Annotated in this window: 21 protein-coding genes; 10 read left to right on the top strand and 11 right to left on the bottom strand. The window is 68.4% G+C overall.

Annotation, left to right across the window (positions count from 1 at the left end):
- Positions 1-344: 344 nt before the first annotated feature.
- Complete coding sequence (locus tag DD559_RS10925; protein WP_116469193.1) at positions 345-740, top strand: low affinity iron permease family protein; 396 nt, start codon at positions 345-347, stop codon at positions 738-740.
- Between the two features lie 39 nt (positions 741-779).
- Positions 780-1,265 (top strand): hypothetical protein, encoded by a 486-nt coding sequence (locus tag DD559_RS10920; RefSeq protein WP_116469192.1) that lies wholly within the window; start codon positions 780-782, stop codon positions 1,263-1,265.
- 120 nt (positions 1,266-1,385) lie between these two features.
- Here DD559_RS10920 and DD559_RS10915 read toward each other — a convergent pair whose 3' ends face one another.
- The 3 genes from DD559_RS10915 to DD559_RS10905 form a co-directional block, all read right to left on the bottom strand.
- Positions 1,386-1,811 carry an OsmC family protein gene (locus DD559_RS10915; RefSeq protein ID WP_116469191.1) on the bottom strand — a complete coding sequence of 142 codons (426 nt, stop codon included), beginning with the start codon at positions 1,809-1,811 and terminating at the stop codon, positions 1,386-1,388.
- A gap of 52 nt (positions 1,812-1,863) precedes the next feature.
- Positions 1,864-2,274 (bottom strand): glycine zipper 2TM domain-containing protein, encoded by a 411-nt coding sequence (locus tag DD559_RS10910; RefSeq protein WP_116469190.1) that lies wholly within the window; start codon positions 2,272-2,274, stop codon positions 1,864-1,866.
- A gap of 85 nt (positions 2,275-2,359) precedes the next feature.
- Positions 2,360-2,860, bottom strand: coding sequence for a hypothetical protein (locus DD559_RS10905; protein ID WP_116469189.1), 501 nt, complete (start codon positions 2,858-2,860; stop codon positions 2,360-2,362).
- Positions 2,861-3,115: 255 nt separating this feature from the next.
- Between DD559_RS10905 and DD559_RS10900 the strand changes: the two genes are divergently transcribed.
- Both DD559_RS10900 and DD559_RS10895 read left to right on the top strand, forming a co-directional pair.
- A complete protein-coding gene (locus tag DD559_RS10900; RefSeq protein WP_116469188.1) occupies positions 3,116-5,863 on the top strand; it encodes a [protein-PII] uridylyltransferase in 2,748 nt (915 codons plus the stop codon).
- Positions 5,864-5,878: 15 nt separating this feature from the next.
- Positions 5,879-6,262 (top strand): VOC family protein, encoded by a 384-nt coding sequence (locus DD559_RS10895; protein ID WP_116469187.1) that lies wholly within the window; start codon positions 5,879-5,881, stop codon positions 6,260-6,262.
- 6 nt (positions 6,263-6,268) lie between these two features.
- On the opposite strand, the gene DD559_RS10890 is transcribed toward DD559_RS10895, so the two are convergent.
- Positions 6,269-6,646, bottom strand: coding sequence for a PRC-barrel domain-containing protein (locus tag DD559_RS10890; RefSeq protein ID WP_116469186.1), 378 nt, complete (start codon positions 6,644-6,646; stop codon positions 6,269-6,271).
- 125 nt (positions 6,647-6,771) lie between these two features.
- On the opposite strand from DD559_RS10890, the gene recO reads away from it, so the two are divergent.
- From recO to DD559_RS10875, 3 genes are all read left to right on the top strand, one after another.
- Entirely contained in the window at positions 6,772-7,503 is a 732-nt protein-coding gene (gene recO, locus DD559_RS10885) for a DNA repair protein RecO (RefSeq protein ID WP_116469185.1), read from the top strand.
- 75 nt (positions 7,504-7,578) lie between these two features.
- Positions 7,579-8,631: a 3-isopropylmalate dehydrogenase gene (gene leuB, locus DD559_RS10880; RefSeq protein ID WP_116469184.1), complete on the top strand. Its 1,053-nt coding sequence runs from the start codon at positions 7,579-7,581 to the stop codon at positions 8,629-8,631.
- Entirely contained in the window at positions 8,628-9,731 is a 1,104-nt protein-coding gene (locus DD559_RS10875) for a glycosyltransferase (RefSeq protein ID WP_116469183.1), read from the top strand. Before leuB ends, DD559_RS10875 begins: the two co-directional genes overlap by 4 nt.
- Positions 9,732-9,859: 128 nt before the next feature.
- On the opposite strand, the gene DD559_RS10870 is transcribed toward DD559_RS10875, so the two are convergent.
- Both DD559_RS10870 and DD559_RS10865 read right to left on the bottom strand, forming a co-directional pair.
- Positions 9,860-10,978: an NADH:flavin oxidoreductase gene (locus DD559_RS10870; protein ID WP_116469182.1), complete on the bottom strand. Its 1,119-nt coding sequence runs from the start codon at positions 10,976-10,978 to the stop codon at positions 9,860-9,862.
- 84 nt (positions 10,979-11,062) lie between these two features.
- Positions 11,063-12,367, bottom strand: a complete 1,305-nt coding sequence (locus DD559_RS10865) for a phospholipid carrier-dependent glycosyltransferase (RefSeq protein ID WP_116469181.1) — start codon at positions 12,365-12,367, stop codon at positions 11,063-11,065.
- 100 nt (positions 12,368-12,467) lie between these two features.
- Here DD559_RS10865 and DD559_RS10860 point away from each other — a divergent pair, with 100 nt between their 5' ends.
- The 3 genes from DD559_RS10860 to DD559_RS10850 are packed head-to-tail and all read left to right on the top strand — an operon-like array spanning position 12,468 to position 14,915.
- Complete coding sequence (locus DD559_RS10860; RefSeq protein ID WP_116469180.1) at positions 12,468-13,676, top strand: trans-sulfuration enzyme family protein; 1,209 nt, start codon at positions 12,468-12,470, stop codon at positions 13,674-13,676.
- Positions 13,673-14,077, top strand: coding sequence for a Co2+/Mg2+ efflux facilitator ApaG/CorD (gene apaG / locus DD559_RS10855; protein WP_116469179.1), 405 nt, complete (start codon positions 13,673-13,675; stop codon positions 14,075-14,077). The genes DD559_RS10860 and apaG overlap by 4 nt, the downstream gene beginning before the upstream one ends.
- A 43-nt stretch (positions 14,078-14,120) precedes the next feature.
- Positions 14,121-14,915 (top strand): LysR family transcriptional regulator, encoded by a 795-nt coding sequence (locus DD559_RS10850; RefSeq protein WP_116469178.1) that lies wholly within the window; start codon positions 14,121-14,123, stop codon positions 14,913-14,915.
- 12 nt (positions 14,916-14,927) lie between these two features.
- On the opposite strand, the gene DD559_RS10845 is transcribed toward DD559_RS10850, so the two are convergent.
- The 5 genes from DD559_RS10845 to DD559_RS10825 form a co-directional block, all read right to left on the bottom strand.
- Positions 14,928-15,983, bottom strand: coding sequence for a hypothetical protein (locus DD559_RS10845; protein WP_116469177.1), 1,056 nt, complete (start codon positions 15,981-15,983; stop codon positions 14,928-14,930).
- 63 nt (positions 15,984-16,046) lie between these two features.
- Complete coding sequence (locus DD559_RS10840) at positions 16,047-16,826, bottom strand: ABC transporter ATP-binding protein (RefSeq protein WP_116469176.1); 780 nt, start codon at positions 16,824-16,826, stop codon at positions 16,047-16,049.
- Positions 16,817-17,788, bottom strand: a complete 972-nt coding sequence (locus tag DD559_RS10835) for a FecCD family ABC transporter permease (protein ID WP_116469175.1) — start codon at positions 17,786-17,788, stop codon at positions 16,817-16,819. The genes DD559_RS10840 and DD559_RS10835 overlap by 10 nt, the downstream gene beginning before the upstream one ends.
- A complete protein-coding gene (locus DD559_RS10830) occupies positions 17,785-18,612 on the bottom strand; it encodes an ABC transporter substrate-binding protein (protein WP_116469174.1) in 828 nt (275 codons plus the stop codon). The genes DD559_RS10835 and DD559_RS10830 overlap by 4 nt, the downstream gene beginning before the upstream one ends.
- A complete protein-coding gene (locus DD559_RS10825; protein WP_116469173.1) occupies positions 18,609-20,459 on the bottom strand; it encodes a TonB-dependent receptor plug domain-containing protein in 1,851 nt (616 codons plus the stop codon). Before DD559_RS10825 ends, DD559_RS10830 begins: the two co-directional genes overlap by 4 nt.
- Between the last annotated feature and the right edge of the window lie 14 nt (positions 20,460-20,473).

The raw sequence follows: 20,473 nt of genomic DNA, 5'->3' as shown, positions 1-20,473 counted from the left end.
GAGATTGCATCGAGTGGCGGGAAACCGGCATGAAATCAATCCCTTGTTCGCCTCGGCGGCGCTGGTGCCATTCGGAAACCGCGACGTTCGAGCGAAGGAGCAGGCCAGCCTTCCCCAAGAGGTGGTGCCTGCATCCGCAGCGGTGCCACGATCCTTGCCGATCGGGGCAGCGCCTGCCGCCGGACTGAAGCGAGGCGATCTGGGGATCGCCGCTGCCGCGGGCTGGCGACACGGGGGCTGGCGGCGACGCCGGCCCCCTTTTGGTGCGGGCCGCATCCCCGCGCGGTTGGCAACCCCTATATCGCCGCGCATAGCGAATGGCAGGCAGGATCGGGAGCGCGGCAATGGGCAGGATTTTCGAACGATTCGCACAGGCGGTGGCCGGCTGGGCCGGGCGTCCGCCGGCCTTTGCCTTCGCCTTCCTGATCATCGTCGGCTGGGGCATCAGCGGGCCCTTGTTCCACTGGTCCGACACCTGGCAGTTGGTCATCAACACCGGCACGACGATCGTCACCTTCCTGATGGTGTTCCTGATCCAGAACGCGCAGAACCGGGACGCGGCGGCGCTTCAGGCCAAGCTGGACGAAGTGATCCGGGCCATCGACAACGCCCGCAACGAGTTCATCGGCATCGAGCATCTCGGCGAACGGGAATTGCTCGCCATACGGGACCGGCTGGAACACGAGTGCGCGGATACCGCGCGGCATGAAGGCATCGAAGTGCTGCTGGGGCGGCGTTGAGCCAGGCTGGCCCGACCAAAGTTCACGAAGTTCACCGTCGTGACGAGTTTCGCGGGTGCTGCCGGGCAGGCAAAGTTCACGAAGTTCACCGTCGTGACGGGTTTCGCGGGTGCTGCCGGGCAGGCAAAGTTCACAAAGTTCACCGTCGTGACGGGTTTCGCGGGTGCTGCCGGTCGGGCAAAGTTCACAAAGTTCACCGTCGTGACGGGTTTCGCGGGTGCTGCCGGGCGGGCAAAGTTCACGAAGTTCACCGTCGTGACGGATTTCGCGGGTGCTGCCGGGCGGGCAAAGTTCACGAAGTTCACAGCTGTGAAAGGTTTCGCGGTGCTGCCGGACGGCCAAAGTTCACAAAGTTCACACGATGACGCAATCGCGCGAGGTTGCGGCGCGGGCGGGGCGGGGCTGTTGCGAACGGCCGTCGTCGGGGCAGGCAAAGCGTGCGGCAGGTGCGCGACGCCGGCACCGCGGCAGACATGGAAGATCGACGCGATCAAAGAGCAGGCCCCTCATCCGGGAAGCGTATGAACATATAGGGAACAATGGGTGCCGGTTGCAAGGCTGGGCCGTCGGCCGCACCGAGGCGGCGGCGAGGTTGCCCCGGCACGCCATCGCCCCTAGGGGCGGCCGGCGAGCCGGGGTGGTGCTTCAGGCAAGCGTCCATTCCAGGCCGATCTGGGCCTTGAGCAGCTTGGAAACCGGGCAATTGGCCTCCGCGCCCTTGGCCAGCGCCTCGAACTGCTCCTCGCTGATGCCGGGGACGTCCGCGTGCAGCTTCAGGTCCGACCGGGTGATGGCGAAGCCGTCGCCATCCTGTTCGAGCTTCACCGCGGCGGTGGTTTCCAGCGTGCCTTCGCTGAACCCGGCCTGGGCCAGCGCGAAGCTGAGCGCCATGGTGAAGCAGCCGGCATGGGCGGCGGCGATCAGCTCTTCGGGATTGGTGCCCTTTTCGTCGCCGAAGCGGGTGTTGAAGCTATAGGGCGTCGCTTCCAACACACCGGAAGGGCTGCTGAGCTGGCCCTTCCCGGTCTTGCCGAAGCCGGTGTAGCGCGCGGTAGCGGTGCGGGTCGTCATGGCAGGCTCCTCGAAACGGTGGGGCCGGGGACTCGACCCCGGCCCGATCCTATCAGCGGCAGGTGACGTTATCGCGATCGATCGAACGGCCGGCCGCCGCGCCCGCCGCTGCGCCGAGCAGCGTTCCGAGCGTGCCCGATCCACCGGGTGCGATCAGGTTGCCGAGCAGGCCGCCCGCGACGCCGCCGACGATCAGGCCGGTCGTGCCGTCGTTCCGGCGGCAATAATAGCGGCCATCCTGACCGCGATAGACGCGATCGTTCCGCGACAGGCGGCGTTCGCGATAGTTGCGGCCCTCGCGATAATAGCGATCGGCGTAATAGCCGTTATAGGCGGGATCGGGCCGATCATAGTCATAGGACCGGTAGCCGCCATAGCTGGACGAACCGGGGCCGTAATTGTCGCCGACGCAGCCGGAAACCAGCGTGGCCGCAGCGACCATGCCTAAAGCGAAGATGCGCATGGGTCTCTCTCCTGTTGTATCTCGGACGTGCTGGAGCAATGCACGGCCGCCGCGATGGTTGCGCATGGGTGCGGATCCGGGTGGCTCAGGAGGGGGCCGCGTCGGCGCGGCGAAGCTCGTCGTCCTGGCCGGCGACGAGCGTCGGCGCGGAACCGCCTGCCAGCGCGGGCCGAAACGCATCGCGCTCGTTCGGCGGAACCGGGGCGGTCGGATCGGGGCGGAACGCTTCGATGGCGCGGGCGGTGCCATCGGGATGGCCGTCCCCCATCAGGTCGGTCGGAACGGTACCCGGCGTCGTCGCGGTGGCCCGACGGCTGCGCAGTATGCCGAACGCGATCGCGCCGATCGCGCCCAGACCCGTCGCTACGATCGCGGCGAGGCCGCTCTTGCCGAGCCGCGGCCGCTTCTCCACCGTGGGTGCGGGGATCGGTGCCTTGGGCGTGCGCTTTGCCCGACTTTTCGGGGCGGGCTTGGCTGCGGCGGCATCGACCTTGGCCTCCGGCGATGCAGCCTCGGCTGCCGAGGCAGCCTTTGGCGCGCGCTTGCGCGGGTTCCTGGGCTTGGACGTCTTGCTTTCGATGGCCATGACAATCTCCTGTTCGTTCGGGCCGCTCAACGGGCCGGGAGCGAAGGGTGTTCCGAACGCCGTCAAGAACCCGATGTCCGAAGGGCCGCATGATCGGGATCGCGGATATCGGCTGCCGCCCTGCCATCCGATGGCGGGGGCTGTGGCAGCCTGGCAGGCAGTCGCTGCAATAATCCGGGTTGTCCGGGCGGCAAAATCGCACGCATGCGGCCGGAATGGGTGAACTTGCCCGGAAATCCTACTATCTGACTTGCCATGCCTACCCGTTTCGCGTCCGTCCCCCATCGGCGAGCCCTGATCGACCGCCGTGCCGTTGCCGAGCAGCTTGGTGCGCTCGACGCGCGCGATCCCGCCGCGCTGCGCCAATCGGCGACGGTGGTGCTGAAGGCGGCGCTGGAGGCGGGCCGGGCGGAGATTGCGCGGCGGCTGGCCGACCATCCTTCGCGCGGGCTGGAGGCGGCGGCGGCGGGCGCGTTCCTGACCGACCAGATCCTGCGGCTGTTGTGGGACTTCACGGTGGAGCGGCTGCACCCCAACGCCAACCCCACCGCCGTCGAGCGGATGACGCTGATCGCGGTGGGCGGCTATGGCCGGGGCGAGATGGCGCCGCATTCGGATATCGACATCGGCTTCCTTACCCCCTGGAAGGTCACCGGCTGGAGCGAGCAGGTGATCGAATCGATGCTCTATTCGCTGTGGGACATGCGGCTGAAGGTGGGGCATTCCTCCCGCTCGCTCGACGAGATGGTGCGCGAGGCCAAGGCCGACGTGACGGTGTGCACCGCGCTGCTGGAGGCGCGCTATGTGTGGGGCGATACCGACCTGTATGACGAGGCCGGGCGGCGCTTCAAGGCGGAGGTGCAGGCAGACAGCGCGCGCGGCTTCATCACCGCCAAGCTGGACGAGCGCAACGCCCGGCACAAGAAGATGGGCGACAGCCGCTATGTCGTCGAGCCCAATGTGAAGGAAGGCAAGGGCGGCCTGCGCGACCTCCACACGCTGTTCTGGATCGGCAAGTTCGCCTATAACGTCCGCGAGCCGGCCGAGCTGGTGGAGGCGGGCCTGCTGACGCCGACCGAATATCGCCAGTTCCGCCGGGCCGAGAATTTCCTGTGGGCGGTGCGCTGCCAGCTGCACCTGATCACCAACCGCCCCGAGGACCGCCTTACCTTCGACGTGCAGCGCGAGATCGCCGAGCGGATGCGCTTCGCCGACCGGCCGGGCATGTCCAAGGTCGAGCGATTCATGCGCTATTACTTCCTCCAGGCGAAAGTGGTCGGCGACCTCACCGGCGTGTTCCTGGCGCATCTGGACGAAAAGTTCGCCAGCCGCGGGCGGCGCTTCGGTTTCCCGGCGCTGTGGCGCGGACGGCGCAAGCTGAAGGGGTTCGTGCTGGAGCGCGGGCGGCTGGCATTGCCCCGCGACGATTTCTTCCGCGAGGACCCGGTGCGCCTGATCGAGCTGTTCGCGCTGGCCGACCAGCATGAGCTGGAGATCCATCCGCTGGCGATGCGGGCGGCGGCGCGCGACGCCAAGCTGGTCGACGACGTCCGCACCGATCCGCGCGCCAACGCGCTGTTCCTCGATGTGCTGACCTCGCCGCGCGACCCGGAGACGGTGCTGCGCTGGATGAACGAGGCGGGGGTGTTCGGCAGGTTCGTGCCCGATTTCGGCCGCGTCGTCGCGCAGATGCAGTTCGACATGTACCACCATTACACGGTGGACGAACATTCGATCCGCGCGATCGGGCTGCTCAGCCGGATCGAGAAGGGGCAGCTGAAGGAAGACCATCCGCTGGCCACCATCCTGCTGCACCAGCTCGCCTCCCGCCGCGCGCTGTATGTCGCGGTGCTGCTGCACGATATCGCCAAGGGCCGCAGCGGCGACCATTCGATCCTGGGAGCGGAGGTTGCCGAGCGGCTGTGCCCGCGGCTGGGGCTGACGCCGGGCGAGACCGAGATGGTGGCGTGGCTGGTGCGCTGGCACCTGCTGATGTCCGCCACCGCGTTCAAGCGCGACCTGGCGGACTTCAAGACGATCCTCGACTTCACCGCGCAGGTGCAGAGCGCGGAGCGGCTGCGGATGCTGCTGGCGCTGACCGTGGTGGATATCCGCGCGGTGGGGCCGGGGGTGTGGAACGGCTGGAAGCGGCAGCTGCTCGGCAACCTCTACGAAGCGGCGGAGGAAGTGCTGCGGCTGGGCCACAAGCAGCGCGGGCGCGGCGAGCGGATCGCCGCGAAGCAGGACGATCTGGCCGCCGCGCTCGGCTGGGCGCCGGCGCGGTTCGAGGCGTTCCGGAAGCGCTTCACCGAAAGCTACTGGATCGCCGAACCGGTGGACGTGCTGGAACGCAATGCGGTGATGGTCGCCGAAGCGGGCAACGCCACGCTGCATGTCGAGGCGCAGGTCTATCCCGATCGCGGCGCCACGCTGGTGACGGTCTATGCCGCCGACCATCCGGGCCTGTTCTATCGCATCGCCGGCGCGATCCATGTCGCCGGCGGCAACATCATCGACGCGCGCATCCACACCACGCGCGACGGCATGGCGCTCGACAATTTCCTGGTGCAGGATCCGTTCGGCCAGCCCTTCGACGAAGAGGCGCGGCTCACCCGGCTGAAGACCGGCATCGCCGACGCGCTGGCGAACCGTGCGCGGCTATCCGAGCGGCTGAAGACCAAGGCGCCGGTACGGCTGCGCGCCGATGCGTTTTCGATCGAGCCCAATGTGTTCATCGACAACAAGGCGTCGAACCGCTTCACCGTCATCGAGATCAACGCGCGCGACCGGCCGGCGCTGCTCTACAGCCTGGCGCATGCGCTGTTCCAGTCGAAGGTGACGATCCATTCGGCACATGTCGCCACCTATGGCGAGCGCGCCGTCGATACCTTCTATCTTACCGACCTGATCGGGGATAAGATCGTTTCGACGTCGCGGCTCAAGACGATCGAGCGGCGGTTGCTGGAGGCCGCGGCCGGCGAGGAGATCGCGCAGGCCGCCTGATCGGGGGGACGATCGATGCCGGTGGTGGGACTGGGCGGCTATTTCTTCCGTGCGCAGGATCCGGAGGCGCTGGCGAGCTGGTATCGCGAGATGCTGGGCGTCGGCGACGGATGCGGCACCGACCCGCAGGGGCAGGCGAGCCCGTGGTTCTGGTATCCCGAGGCCGGGCCGGTGGTGTTCCAGCCCTTCGCCGCGACCACCGATTATTTCGCTGCCGACAAGCAGGCGATGCTGAACCTGCGGGTGATCGATCTCGACGGGCTGCTGGAGCAGCTGCACGCCGCCGGCGTGGCGATCGAGACGCGCGCCGAATGGGATACGCCGGAAACCGGCCGGTTCGCGCGCATCCACGATCCCGAAGGCAATCCGATCGAACTGTGGGAAGCGCCGGCCGACTGACGCCGATCAGGCTTCGGGGAAGCGATCGACCCGCGCCGCCGACAGGCCGTAATAGCCGGACAGGCGATCGGCATAGGCCTGGGTGAAGTCGGGGGGATTGCTCGCCCAGCTCGGCCCGCCTTCGAGCACCCGGCGATCGATGGTGACGATGTAGTCGTCACCGCCGGCATCATAGGCGATCAGTTCGAACGGCAGCGGGTAATAGCTTTTGCCCATGCCGAGAAAGCCGCCGAGGCTGAGCACGGCATAGAGCGTGCGGCCGCTTTCCTTCTCGACCATGAATGCCTGGACCTGGCCCAGCGAATCGCCATCGCGGCTGCGCACCTTGAGCCCTTCGACGCGGGCGGTGACGAGCAGGCTGGTGGTTTCGGTCGAGTCGGACATGGCGGACATTCCTCTGCTTGCGTGCCGCATGGAATGCGCGACGGCGCCCCTTCGTTCCGGGCGCGCGACGAACGAAAGGGCCGGCGGCATTCCCTCCCGCACCGCCAGCGCCTAGAGCAGGGGCGATGCACCTTCGCGCCGAAGCCCTGATCCTGAGCGTGCGCCCGCATGGCGAGCATGGCGCGGTGGTGCGTGCGTTCACTGCCGCGCACGGGATGCAGCCGGGCTATGTCCGCGGCGGCCGGTCGCGCGCGTTGCGGCCGGTGCTGCAACCTTCGAACCAGGTACTGGGCACGTGGCGCGCGCGCACCGAGGAGCAGCTTGCGGCGCTGACCGTCGAACTGCTCCACAGCTGCGCGCCGCTGTTCGGCGAGCCATTGCCGGCGGCGGCGCTCGCCTGGGTGACGGCGCTGACCGCGACGACCCTGCCCGAAGCATTGCCCTTTCCGCGCCTGCATGCCGCGCTGGAGGGGGTGCTGGCCGCGATCGAGGCGGCGCCGGCCGCACGCGGCTGGGCCGTCGCGCTGGTGCGGTATGAGTTGTTGCTGCTGGCGGAGCTCGGCTTCGGACTGGACCTGACGCGGTGCGCGGTGACGGACGCGACCGACGACCTGGCCTTTGTCAGCCCGAAAAGCGGAATCGCGGTGAGCCGTGCGGGCGCGGCCGGCTATGAAGCGCGGTTGCTGGCGCTGCCGCCGTTCCTGCAGACCGGCGGCGAGGCGGGCTGGGACGATATCCTGGCCGGGCTGCGGCTGACCGGCCACTTCCTTGCCCGCGATCTGCTGACCGGCAAGGGCGCGGAACCGATCGCAGCGCGGGAACGGCTGGTGGATCGATTGTTGCGGGCAGTTGCCTAAACCGCCCCGGGGCGGCTAAGCGGCGTCCCCAGTCTTTCGCCCGTCGATCCCGATGGGCGTCGTCAGGAAAATGCGATGCCGTTGATTGCTGTTCTGCCCGGTGACGGGATCGGCCCCGAAGTGACGCGCGAGGCGCGCCGGGTTCTGGAAGCGCTGGATCTGGGCCTGTCCTTCGAGGAAGCGCCGGTCGGCGGCGCAGGCTATCTCGCCTCCGGCCATCCGCTGCCCGATGCGACGCTGGCGCTGGCCAAGCGCGCCGATGCCGTGCTGTTCGGCGCGATCGGCGACCCCCGCTTCGAGAAGCTGGAGCGCCACCTGCGCCCCGAAGCCGCGCTGCTCGGCATCCGCAAGGCGCTGGGCCTGTTCGCCAATCTGCGCCCGGCGACGCTGTTCCCCGGCCTCGAAGACGCCTCGCCGCTCAAGCCCGAGGTGGTGAACGGCCTCGACATCGTCATCGTCCGCGAGCTGATCGGCGACATCTATTTCGGCGAGAAGGGCCATCGCACCACGCCCGACGGCCTGCGCCAGGGCTATGACGTGATGAGCTATGACGAGCAGGAAGTGACGCGCATCGCCCGCGTCGGCTTCGAAATGGCCAAGCGCCGCCGCAAGAAGCTGTGCTCGGTCGACAAGGCCAATGTGCTCGAGACCTCGCAGCTGTGGCGCGACGTCGTCACCGCGATGGGCGCGGAATATCCCGAGGTCGAGCTGACCCATATGTATGTCGACAATGCCGCGATGCAGCTGGTGCGCGCGCCGGCCGCGTTCGACGTGATCGTGACGGGCAACCTGTTCGGCGACATTCTCAGCGATCAGGCCAGCATGTGCGCCGGTTCGATCGGGATGCTGCCCTCCGCGTCGCTGGCCGCCTGGTCGGGCGCGAACGGCATGTACGAGCCGATCCATGGCAGCGCGCCGGACATCGCCGGGCAGGGCAAGGCCAATCCGTGCGCCGCGATCCTGTCCGCCGCGATGTTGTTGCGCCATTCGCTGGAGGACGAGGCATCGGCCCAGCGCATCGAAAAGGCGGTTGCCGCGGCGCTTGCCAAGGGCGCGCGGACGGCCGATCTCGGGGGAACCCTCTCTACTGCCGCGATGGGGGATGCGGTACTGTCGGAGCTTCAGTGAGCGAAACCCTGCTCGAACTCGCGATCGTCATCCCTACGTTCAACGAGCGCGCCAATGTTCCCCTGCTGATCGCCAAGCTGGACGCGGCCCTTGCCGGCCGCGCCTGGGAGGCGATCTTCGTCGATGACGACAGCCCCGACGGGACCGCCGATGCCGCGCGGGCGATCGCGCGCGCCGACCCGCGCGTACGCGTGATTCAGCGGATCGGGCGGCGTGGCCTGTCGTCGGCGTGCATCGAGGGGATGTGCGCCACCGCCGCGCCGTGCGTCGCGGTGATCGACGGCGATCTGCAGCATGACGAGACGCTGCTGCCGAAGATGCTCGATGCGCTGCAGGCGGATGCCGGCCTGGACGTGGTGATCGGATCGCGCTTCTGCGAAGGCGGCTGCACCGGCGAATGGGACCGCGAGCGCGTCGCCAAATCCGCCTTCGCGACCAAGCTGTCGCGCCAGGTGCTGAAGGCCGACCTGACCGACCCGATGAGCGGCTTCTTCATGATCCGCAGCGAGATCGTGCGCGGGCTGGTGCCGGTGCTTTCCGGCATCGGCTTCAAGATCCTGCTCGACATCATGACCGCCAGCCCGAAACCGCTGCGCTTCCGCGAACTGCCCTACACCTTCCGTGTTCGCATCGAAGGCGAGAGCAAGCTCGATTACGTCGTGGCGATGGAATATCTGATCGCCTTGTACGACCGGATGTTCGGCAAGGTCGTGCCGGTGCGGTTCGCGATGTTCTCGGCGATCGGCGCGGCCGGCGCGGCGGTGCATCTGGGCGTGTTGTTCGTGCTGTTCCGGCTGGTCGGGCTGCCCTTCGTGACCGGCACCATCGCCGCGACGATCGTGGCGATGACGTTCAACTTCCTGCTCAACAACGCCCTGACCTATCGCGAGCGGCGGCTGCAGGGGGCGGGGCCGATCCTGGCGGGATGGTTCAGCTTCTGCCTGGTGTGCGGCGTGGGCGCGGCGGCGAATGTCGGCCTCGCGGCGTTCCTGCACAATGTGCAGCATGGTGACTGGCGGCTTTCCGCACTGGCCGGGATCGCGGTGGCGGCGGTGTGGAATTTCGCGCTGTCGTCGCGGTTCGTGTGGGGGCGGTACTAGCCAAAACTTAGCCCCTCCCCTTCAGGGGAGGGGTTGGGGTGGGGCGGGGTCTCAGCGAGACCAACGTCTGGTCTGGAATCCCTCCACCCCAACCCCTCCTCCGAGGAGGAGGGGTTTGTTCCTAGTCGTTACACCAACTCCGCCAGCGCCGCCGGGCTGAACCCCTTCAGCGCTTCGCCTGCACCGGCCTGGACCTTGTGCACCCAGTCCGGGTTGCTGATCAGCGCGCGCCCGACCGCAATCAGGTCGAACTCGTCGCGCTCCATCCGCTCGACCAGCTTGTCGAGGTCGCTATGCTCGGACGTCTCGCCGCCGAACGCGGCGATGAACTCGCCCGACAGGCCGACCGAGCCGACGCTGATCGTCGCCGCGCCGGTGAGCTTCTTTGCCCAGCCCGCGAAGTTGAGGCCGTTCTCGCCGTCGATCTCCGGGAATTCGGGCTCCCAGAAGCGGCGCTGCGAGCAGTGCAGCACGTCCGCGCCGGCATCGACCAGCGGTTGGAGCCAGGCTGCCATCTCGTCCGGCGTGGTGGCGAGACGGGCGGTATAATCCTGCTGCTTCCACTGGCTGAGACGCAGGATGACCGGGAAATCCGGGCCGACCGCTGCGCGCACCGCCTTCACCACCTCGACAGCGAAGCGCGAGCGATCGGCGATGGTGGCGCCGCCATAGCCATCCGTGCGGGTATTGGTGCCCGCCCAGAAGAACTGGTCGATCAGATAGCCGTGCGCGCCGTGGAGCTCGACCGTGTCGAAGCCGAGGCGCTTGGAATCGGCCGCCGCCTTGGCGAAGGCGGCGATCGTCGCCTCGATGTCCTGCTCGGTCATCGCGACGCCGCGCGGCTTATCCGGCGCGAGCAGGCCCGAGGGGCTTTCCACCGGCGCATCGGGCTTCCATTCGCGGTCCGGACCGACGGTGGAGCCGGTGTGCCAGATCTGCGGCGCCATCTTGCCACCGGCGGCGTGGACCTCGTCGATCACCTGCTGCCAGCCGGCGAGCGCGGCCTCGCCGTGGAAGAACGGGATATTGGGGTGGTTGCGCGAGGCCGGACGGTCGATCACCGTGCCTTCCGACAGGATCAGGCCGACGCCGCCTTCGGCGCGGCGGCGATAATAGGCGGCGTTGGCCGCGCCGGGGATGCCGGCCGGCGCGAAGGTGCGGGTCATCGGGGCCATCACGATCCGATTGGGCAGATCGAGCGACTTGATGCGGAACGGACGGAAAAGGACGTCGGTCGACGCGGTCATGGGAGCTCCGTTGCAGTTTGAAACTGATGTCAAGCTAGGGCTTCCCGTACACCCTTCAAGATGGCTGCGCGGGCGGAACGAAATTTACCGCCAGCCGGGGAACCAGGTCCAATGCGCAAAGGCCATCGGGCCATCGAGCGGGGCGGCGGACAGGATCGGGTAGAAATAGCCGAAGCAGACCAGTGCCAGCGCGACATACCATTCTTCCCAGCCGCGGTCCCGGGTGCGATCGAAATGATCGAACGTCACCGGCAGCACCAGGCAGAGGAAGATCGCCGAGAGGTGGTAGTAATAATAGAAGCCCAGCGATTTCGGGATGATGGCATAGATGGCGACCGAAAAGGTCCAGAGCAGTGCGAGGGCGAGCGGGCGCAGCGCCCGGCCGCGGAACGACACGGCATAGGCGACGAGCACGGCGACCAGCCCGCCCCACATGATCACGGGGTTGCCGATCAGCAGCACGCCGCGCTGGGCGCCATGATCCCAGGCGTAGAAGAACCAGATCGGCCGGAGGATCAGCGGCCAGCTCCACCAGTCCGACTGGTAGTTATGATGCGGCAGCACCTGCACCTGCGCGGCGTACATCTCGCGCTGGAGGTGGAGCAGGCCGGACAGTCCGTCGGTCGCGCCGGTGAGATAGAAGAAGGTGGGGGTGAAGGTGGCGAAATAGACCGAAATGCTGATCGCACCGAGCAGCGCCAGGCCGGCGAGGCTCGGCAGGCCCGGCCAGTGCGGCTGATCGCCCGAGAGCAGGGCGGCGGCGAGCGGGCGGTGCGCCCGGCGGGCATCGCGCAGCCGGATCGCGACAAAGGCGAGGGCGACGAGCGCGATATAGGGCGCGGCGGCCCATTTCACTGCGGTCGCGAGCCCCAGCAGCGCGGCGCCGACGCACCAGCGCCAAAGCACCTGCCCGCGCGTGCCGCGCATCGCCCAGAGCAGGAACACCAGGCCCCAGAGCAGAAAGGCGCCGAGAAAGATGTCGAGCATCGCGGTGCGGGCCTGGACGAACAGGCTTTGGTTCAGCATCGCCAGTGCGGCGCCGGTGACCGCAACCCGCATCCGCCCGCGCATCAGGACCATCAGAAAGGTGAAGACGCCGAGCACCGTCGCCGTGCCGGCAAGGCTGGGCACCAGCCGCCAGCCGAACGGATTGTCGCCGAGCAGATCCATGCCCAGCGCGATCAGTTCCTTGCCGAGCAGCGGATGTTCGATGTTGCGGGGGCCGGACAGTTCGATCAGCGCCTTGGCGGCAGGCACATAATGCACCTCGTCGAACATGATCCCGCCGGGGCGATCGAGATGGAAGGCGAACAGCGCTTGCGCGGCGAGGCCGATCAGCAGGGCGACGAGCCAGGGGCGGGTGGCGAGAGCCGAAAGGCGGAGACGCATCGGGAGGGCGTAGCGGAGGTCAGGGCGGATCGGAATAGGGTGCAGGTCCGCACAAGCCAAAGGTTGACGCCGCGCCCCCAAGCGCCGCAAAGCAGCGCGCATGAAGCGTCGTACCGGACAAGACCCGAGCATCACCCGAACCTGGAAGCCCGCGACTCAGGCCGTGCGCGGCGGCACCGCGCGCTCCGAGTTCGGGGAAACCAGCGAGGCGCTGTTCCTCACCTCGGGCTATGCCTATGACTGCGCGGGCGATGCTGCCGCGCGTTTTGCCGGCGACCAGGTCGGCATGACCTATTCGCGGCTGCAGAACCCGACCGTCGAGATGCTGGAGCAGCGCATCGCCCTGCTGGAAGGCGCCGAGGCCTGCCGCACCATGGCCACCGGCATGGCGGCGATGACCGCGGCGCTGCTCTGCCAGGTGAGCCAGGGCGACCATATCGTCCAGGGCCGCGCTGCCTTCGGCTCGTGCCGCTGGCTGACCGATACGCTGCTGCCGCGCTTCGGCGTCACCACCACGACGATCGACGCGCGCGATCCGCAGCAGTTCGAGGACGCGATCCGGCCGAACACCAAGATCTTCTTCTTCGAGACCCCCGCCAACCCGACGATGGATGTGGTGGACCTGGAAGCGGTGTGCGCGATCGCCCGGAAGCATGGCATCGTGACGGTGGTCGACAATGCCTTCGCTACCCCCGCGCTGCAGCGACCGATGGAATTCGGCGCGGACGTGGTCGCCTATTCCGCCACCAAGATGATGGACGGGCAGGGCCGCGTGCTCGCCGGCGCCGTGTGCGGCAGCGAGGATTTCATCACCAACACGCTGCTGCCCTTCACCCGCAACACCGGGCCGACGCTGAGCGCGTTCAACGCCTGGGTGGTGCTGAAGGGGCTGGAGACGCTGGACCTGCGCATCCGTCGCCAGAGCGAGAATGCGCTGAAGGTCGGCAGCTTCCTCGAGAAGCGCGTGCCGCGGGTGAACTTCCCGGCGCTGCCCAGCCACCCGCAGCACAATCTGTTCATGCGCCAGATGGACGCGGCCGGGCCGATCTTCAGCTTCGAGCTGGAGGGCGGGCGCAAGCAGGCGCATGCGCTGCTCGACGGGCTGCAACTGATCGACATTTCGAACAATATCGGCGATTCGCGCTCGCTGATGACGCATCCTTCCTCCACCACCCATTCGGGCCTCGCCGAGGAAAAGCGGCTGGAGATGGGCGTGGGCGAAGGCATGATCCGCATCAATGTCGGCCTGGAAGACGCGGACGACCTGATCGCCGATCTCGACCAGGCGCTGCGGGGCGCCGGCTTGTGAAGGCGCTGTTCACCGACGAGGCGACGACGCGCGGCGTGGTCGTCCGTGTGTCGGTGACGTACCTGCCCGAACAGTCCGAGCCGCAGCGCGGGCGCTGGTTCTGGGCCTATCATATCCGGATCGAGAACGAAGGGCCGGTGGCGGTGCAACTGCTCACCCGCCACTGGATCATCACGGACGGGCGCGGCCTGCGCCACACGGTGGAGGGCGAGGGCGTGGTCGGCGAACAGCCGATGATCGTGCCGGGGGCGAGCTTCGACTATGTCTCAGGCTGCCCGCTGTCGACGCCGAACGGATCGATGCAGGGCAGCTATCACATGATTGCCGAGGACGGTTCGTCGTTCGACGTGGCGATCCCGCGATTCGCGCTGATCGCGCCGACCGTGTCGGGGGAACAGTGAGAGGCCGGGGTCTGCGCCGGGGACAGGCCGGAGAAGGATCGAGATGAAGCGGACCCATCTGCCGTTGAACGGAATGCGCGTGCTCGATGCCGCCGCCCGCCACCTCTCCTTCACCCGCGCGGCGGACGAGCTGGCGGTGACCCCGGCTGCCGTCGGCCAGCAGATCCGGGCGCTGGAGGATACGCTGGGCGTGGTGTTGTTCCGGCGCACCACCAAGGGGCTGGAGTTGACCCCCGAGGCGGAAAGCGGCCTCACCGCGCTGCGCAACGGCTTCCTCCAGTTCGAGGAAGCGGTGCGGGCGATGCAGGCGGGGCAATCCTCCAAGTCGCTGACCATCGCCGCGCCGCGCGACCTGACCGCCAAATGGCTGATGCCGCGGCTTTCCGACATCGCGCGAATCGATCCCGATCTGCGCTTCGTCCTGGTTCCCGCCGACGATGCGCTCGACTTCACCGAAGCCAATCTCGACCTGGCGATCCGCTGGGGCGAAGGGCCGGGCGAGCATGAGGGCGAGGCGCTGGAAAGCGACGGCATGATCACGATCGAGCGCCCCGGCGGCGGCACGATCGACGTGCGGATTTCCTGGCCCGGCTGCATGGCGGAGGATGCCGGATCGCTGGTGCGCGTCGCCGATGCCGGTCTTGCCATAGACGCGGCGGCGCAGGGGCTGGGCCGTGCGACCGTGCCCGAGTTGCTCGCCCGCGCCGATATCGAGGCGGGCCGGGTGGCCATGGTCGGCGAGCCCAAGGCCTCGCGACTCGGCTATTGGCTGGTCGCGCCGCTGCCGCAGTGGCGGCAGAAGAAGGTGCAGACGCTGGTCGAGGTGCTGGGCGGCTAGTTGCTGCCCCGGTTATTGCGCCTGGATGGAGATTTCGTTGCCGTCGCGCCCGGTGGAGGAAATCGGCCTGGTCTTCGTCAGCGCGTCCATCACCTTGACCGGCTCGGGAAGCCGATCGAATGCCGGAAAGACATAGGCGCGCTCGAGCGTGTTGAGCGTCACCGCATAGCCGGGCTTTTTCGCGTCGGAGAGCAGATCGGGATAGACCGAGATCGTATTACCCGCATCGGCGATGGCGATGGTGTAGGCAAAGCTGTCCGCCGGCAGCGCGCGGTACACGCCCAGTTCCGTGCTGCCTTCGCCGTCGCGGCAGAATGTGGCAGGCGCCGATTCTTCTTCCTTCTTGCCGTCTTCCGGTGGCTTGGACGCCATCATCGCCAGCGTTGCGCCGAGCAGGCCCGCTGCCATGTCCGGCTTCTTCATCTTCGCTTTCGGGTCGTAGCGTAGCGGCGTCGCGCAAGGCTGGACCGGGGCGGCTGCCGGCGCTTCCGGCACATTCGGCTTGCGGGCCGGCCAGCCCAGTTCGGCGACCACGGTCGAGAGCTTGGTGTCCAGTTCCGCAGGGGAAAGCACCGCGGAGCTGAGCCGCACCACCACCAGCCATTGCCCGAGCGGCAGCACCGCGACGCCGGTGGCGCGGAACGGCGGATGTGCCGGTTGATACACGCGGCGCAGCGCGCTGGTTGCGGTGCCGCCCGGCAGCGCGAAGCCCGATGGCGTGCCGATCGGTTCCGCGGCACCGAATGTGTCGCCCTTGAGCACCTGGGTCTCCACCCGATCGAACCAGACCGGCACGTCCATCAGCGCCGGGCGGAAGAGGAAGATGGTGGCGTGGGTGGTATTGCTGTCGCCGAACTGGAGCGAGACGTCGATTTCGCGGTCGCTGGCATCGGTGATCTCGTTGCGGGGCAAACCGGCAAGAGCCGTCGGCACGATCAGGCCGGTGGCGGCGTGCTGCCACTTCTTGTCGGCCGGAACCTCGATCTTGCGGCTTTGCTGCTGGGCCGCCGCCGGTACGCCGGTCGCCAGCAACAGGCCGATCGCAACCGCCATCGATCGAACGATCATGTGCATCCTCCCCCGTGTTGGGGCAGGATGCTAGGCGCAGCGCCGGGCGCTGGCAATTGGGCGCTATTCCTTTACCCGACCGATCGGCACCGGCAGCAACCGGCCCTGATCGTCGCCGATCACCATCACTTCCACGCCGAACGCATCGCGCAGCGGCTGGTGGGCGAGGGCGGTGGCGGCCGGACCGAAGGTGACCGTACGCCCGTCGCGGAGCAGCAGCACGTCGTCGGCCGCGCGCGCGGCCTGGACGAGATCGTGCAGCACGATCACCACGCCCATGCCGCCGGCCGCCAGCGCACGCAGGCGATCGAGCAGATCGAGCTGGTGGACCGGATCGAGGCTGGCCAGCGGCTCATCCGCCAGCAGCCATTGCGGCTGCCCGGCCAGCACCCGCGCGAGCAGCACCCGGGCGCGCTCGCCGCCGGAAAGCTGGGTAACGAGCCGATCGGCGAGAGGCCCGATCGCGGTGGCATCGATCGCGGCATCGATCGCGGCGCGATCCTCGGCCGAAAGACCGGCAAAGGGCGCGCGGTGCGGCAGCCGGCCGAGCGCGACCAGATCGGCGACGCGCAGATCCCAGTGCACCGTCGCGTCCTGCGGCAGATAGCCGATGCGGCGGGCGCGCTCGCGCGGCTCCAGCCGCGCAAGCAGCCTGCCGCCCAGCTTCACCTGGCCGGCATCGGGATCGAGCAGCCCGGCCAGTGTGCGGACCAGGGTGGACTTGCCCGAGCCGTTGGGGCCGAGGATCGCCGTGACCTTGCCGGGCCGCAGCGCCGCATCCAGCCCGTGCAGCACCCGGCGCTTGCCGAGGCTGACGGCGAGATCGGTGACGCTCAGTTCCATGTCGACCGCCGGAGTTTGAGGAGCAGCGCGAAGAAGAAGGGCGTGCCGAGCAGCGCCATCGCGATGCCGAGGCGGATCTCGCCCGCGCCGGGGGAAAGGCGCACGAGGCTGTCCGCCGCCAGTACCAGCGCCGCGCCGCCCAAGGCGCTGGGCAGCAGCAGCGCAGATGGGCGTGCGCCGGTCAGCGGGCGCAGCAGATGCGGCACGATCAGGCCGACAAAGCCGACCACCCCGCTTACCGCCACGCTGGCGCCGACCGCGAGGCCGGTGCCGAGCACGACGAGCAATTGGGTGCGCTCCAGCCGTACTCCCATCGATCGCGCGGCGGCTTCGCCCAGGGTCAGCGCATCGAGCGCACGGCCGGTGAGCAGCAGCAGCGCGCAGCCTGCCACGATGAACGGCAGCGCGAGCTGGACTTCGGCATAGCTGCGATCGGTGAGCGCGCCCATGATCCAGTCGAGAATCTCGGCGGTGGCATAGGGGTTGGGGGCGATCGAGATGAGGAAGCTGGTGAGCGCCGCGCCCAGGCTGGCGAGTACGGTGCCGGCCAGGATGAAGGCGACGGCGCTTTCCGCCCGCCAGGCGAGCCCGGCGAGCAGCAGCATCGATCCGCACGCCGCCGCCATGGCGCAGCCGAACAGCACGAGCGGCGCGGTGCTGCCGAGCAGCACGATGCTGGCAACCGCCCCCAGTGCGGCGCTGGACGAGACGCCGACCACCGCCGGATCGGCGAGCGGATTGCGCAGGAACCCCTGCAGCACGGCGCCCGAAAGCCCCAGGGCGGCGCCGATGGCGAGGCCCAGCAGTGCGCGGGGCAGGCGCAACTCGGCGATGATCCACCAGCGCGGATCCTGGCTGAACCAGGCGGCGGGGGGCACCCAGAACTTGCCGGCCATCAGCGATCCGGCGAACAGCAGGGCGACGAGCAGCGCCAGGCCGAGATTGAGGGCGAGGCGGTTCATCGAACGCTCCGGCGGAGGGCGGCGAGGCGAGTCATCGCCGCGGGAATAACCGGACCACCGCAATTGACCAGATGGCGTGGGAATTGGGCCTGCAGCACCGGCAGGCCGGTTTCGGCGATGGCGCGTTGGCGCAGGGCGGCGGCGCGCGAATCGCTGTCATGGCCGGCGCCTTCGGGCACGAGCATCACCCGCGGCGGATCGGCGATCACCTGCTCCATCGGCAGCTGGCCGGTATGGGCGAGGCCGTAATGCGCCGCCTGGTTGGCGAAGCCGGTGCGGACCATCATGTCGTCGAGCAGCGTCTGGCTGCCGTTGACGAGGTTGCCGCCGATCCAGAGCAGGGCGGAAGCCTTCGGGCCGCGCCAGCCGGTAGCGGCGATGGCGGCGTCGATCCGGGCGTTGAGGGCGGCGCCCCTGGCCGGGGCGCCGACCGCGGCGGCGAGCGCGGTCACCTGCGCCTTGCTGGCATCGATCGAGGCGGGAATGTCGAGGTAGAGCGCGTTCAGCCGGGCCCGGGCAAAGGCTTCGCGGGTGGAGGGCGGCGTGAAGCTGCTGGCGATCACCAGATCGGGCTTCATCCCGATCACTTCCTCCGCCGTGCCGCTGGTGCCGCGGAAGCGCCGGGCGACATCGAGCGGGATCGAGGTGGAATCAGGCCTTTGCGAATAATGGCTGATCGCGGCGATGCGTGCCGGCGGCACCAGCGCCAGCAGCATGGCATCGGCGCAGGGGTTCATCGACACGATACCCCCGCCGGCAGGGGGCGGCGGCGCCGCGCAGCTGGCCAGCCACAGACAGGCGAGCAGCGCGGCGCCGGCTCTCACTGGAAGCGCACCCGCACGCCGCCATAGGCAGCGCGGCCATAGGTGCCGTAGCCGGTGATCTGCTGATAGCGCACGTCGCCGATATTATCGACGCGGCCATAGACGGACAGCATTTTCGTGACCGGCATTTCCGCCCGCACGCCGGCAAGGGCATAGCCATCGATGCGGGTGGCGTTGCCGGCATCGTTGAAGCTGTCGCCCACCATCGTCACCGTGCCGCCGAGCGACAGGCCGAAGGGGAAGCGATAGTCGGCCGAGACGCTGGCGGTATCGCGCGGGCGGCGGGGCAGATCCTTGCCGATGCTGCCGGCGGTGCGGTTCTCGGCGGTGACATGGGTGACGTTGCCCCGCACCGTGAATGCCGCGACCGGCCGGAGCACGGCTTCGAGCTCGATGCCTTCCGCGCGCGTCTTGTTGAGGTTGAAATAGCTCGACGTGGCGAAGTTGAAATCGATCTGGTTGTCGGCATCGCGGTGGAACCAGGTGGCGCCCAGCGCGACCTTGCCGCCCGCCAGCGACTGGCGCACGCCGGCTTCGTAGCTCCTGGCGGTTTCCGGCTGGAGGTCCTGGAACCCATAGGCGCTGTAGAGCTGGTAGAGCGTCGGCGCCTTGAAGCCTTCGCCATAGCTGGCGTGAAGCAGCGTATCGGCGGTGGCGCGCACCGCGAGATCGGCGTTCCAGGTCCAGTGATTGCCGAAGCGGCTGTGATCGTCGTTGCGGACGCCGGCCGTTACCGTCACCGGCGCGATCGGCGTGACGATCGCCTGGCCATAGACGCTGGTGATCCCAGCCGAATAGCGGCCGGTGCTGCCAAAGCCTTCGTCATAGCGGATGCGGCTTTGCTCATGCTCCGCGCCGAACACGATGCGGAGCGGATCGGCCAGCATGGCATCGCCCTGATAGAGGTAGCGCTCGGCGCGGCCGCGATAGCGATAGGCGATACTGTCGTCGCCAGTATAGCCGTCGCGATCGATGTCGGAGAGGGTGAAGCCGATCCGGTTGCGCAGCCGGCCGCCGAACGCTTCGTGGCGCAGGCCGGCATAGCCATATAGTTCCTGCGTCTTGGCATATTCGCGGGTATCGCCGAAGGTGAAGGCGGGCGGGGCATAGCCGTCCAGATCGACCTTGCCGTCGGCATAATAGCCGCGCAGATCGAGCGCGAGGCCTTCGGCCAGCGTCACCTGGACATTGCCGGTGGCGCCGAACTGGCGATAGCCGTCCGCTTCGGTGCCGTCGGCGGCGGCGGAGATGCCGTCCGTGGTGAGGTAGCCCGCGGTGAGCCCGGCGGTGATCCGGTCATTGCCGCCGGCGATCGCCGCATTGCCGTTGAAGGTGCCGAACGAGCCGCCCTCCGCATTGGCGCGGAGGTAGAGGCCCTGCGCCCCTTGCAGGGTGGTGACGTTGACGACGCCGCCGATCGCCTGGCTGCCCCAGATCACCGAATTGGGGCCGCGCAGCACTTCGACGCGCTCGATCGATCCCGCGAGCAGGCTGGCGAAGTTGAAGGCGCCGCCGGTGGAGGAGGGGTCGCTCACGCGGATGCCGTCGATCAGCACCAGCGTCTGATCGCTCTGCGCGCCGCGGATGCTGAGCGCGGTGGCGGTGCCGAGCCCGCCGTTGCGGGCGACGGTGACGCCCGGCGTGGTCGCCAGCAGATCGGAGAGCGCGACCGTTTGGCGCTGCTCGATCTCGGCGCGGTCGATCACCGTCACCGAGCGGCCGACTTCGTCCGCCGGCTGGGCGACGCCGCTGGCGACGACGATGATCTTCGCGTCATCGGGCTCGGCATGGGCGGCGATCGGTGCGAACGCCGTGGCGGCGGCAAGGGAAAATGGCAAGAAACGCATCTGGTATAGACACC

It is taken from the genome of Sphingomonas pokkalii, assembly GCF_003096275.1.
In the GTDB taxonomy this organism is placed as follows: domain Bacteria; phylum Pseudomonadota; class Alphaproteobacteria; order Sphingomonadales; family Sphingomonadaceae; genus Sphingomonas; species Sphingomonas pokkalii.
The sequence above is the reverse complement of the archived record's forward strand: the minus strand, read 5'-3'. Positions and strand labels throughout refer to the sequence as shown.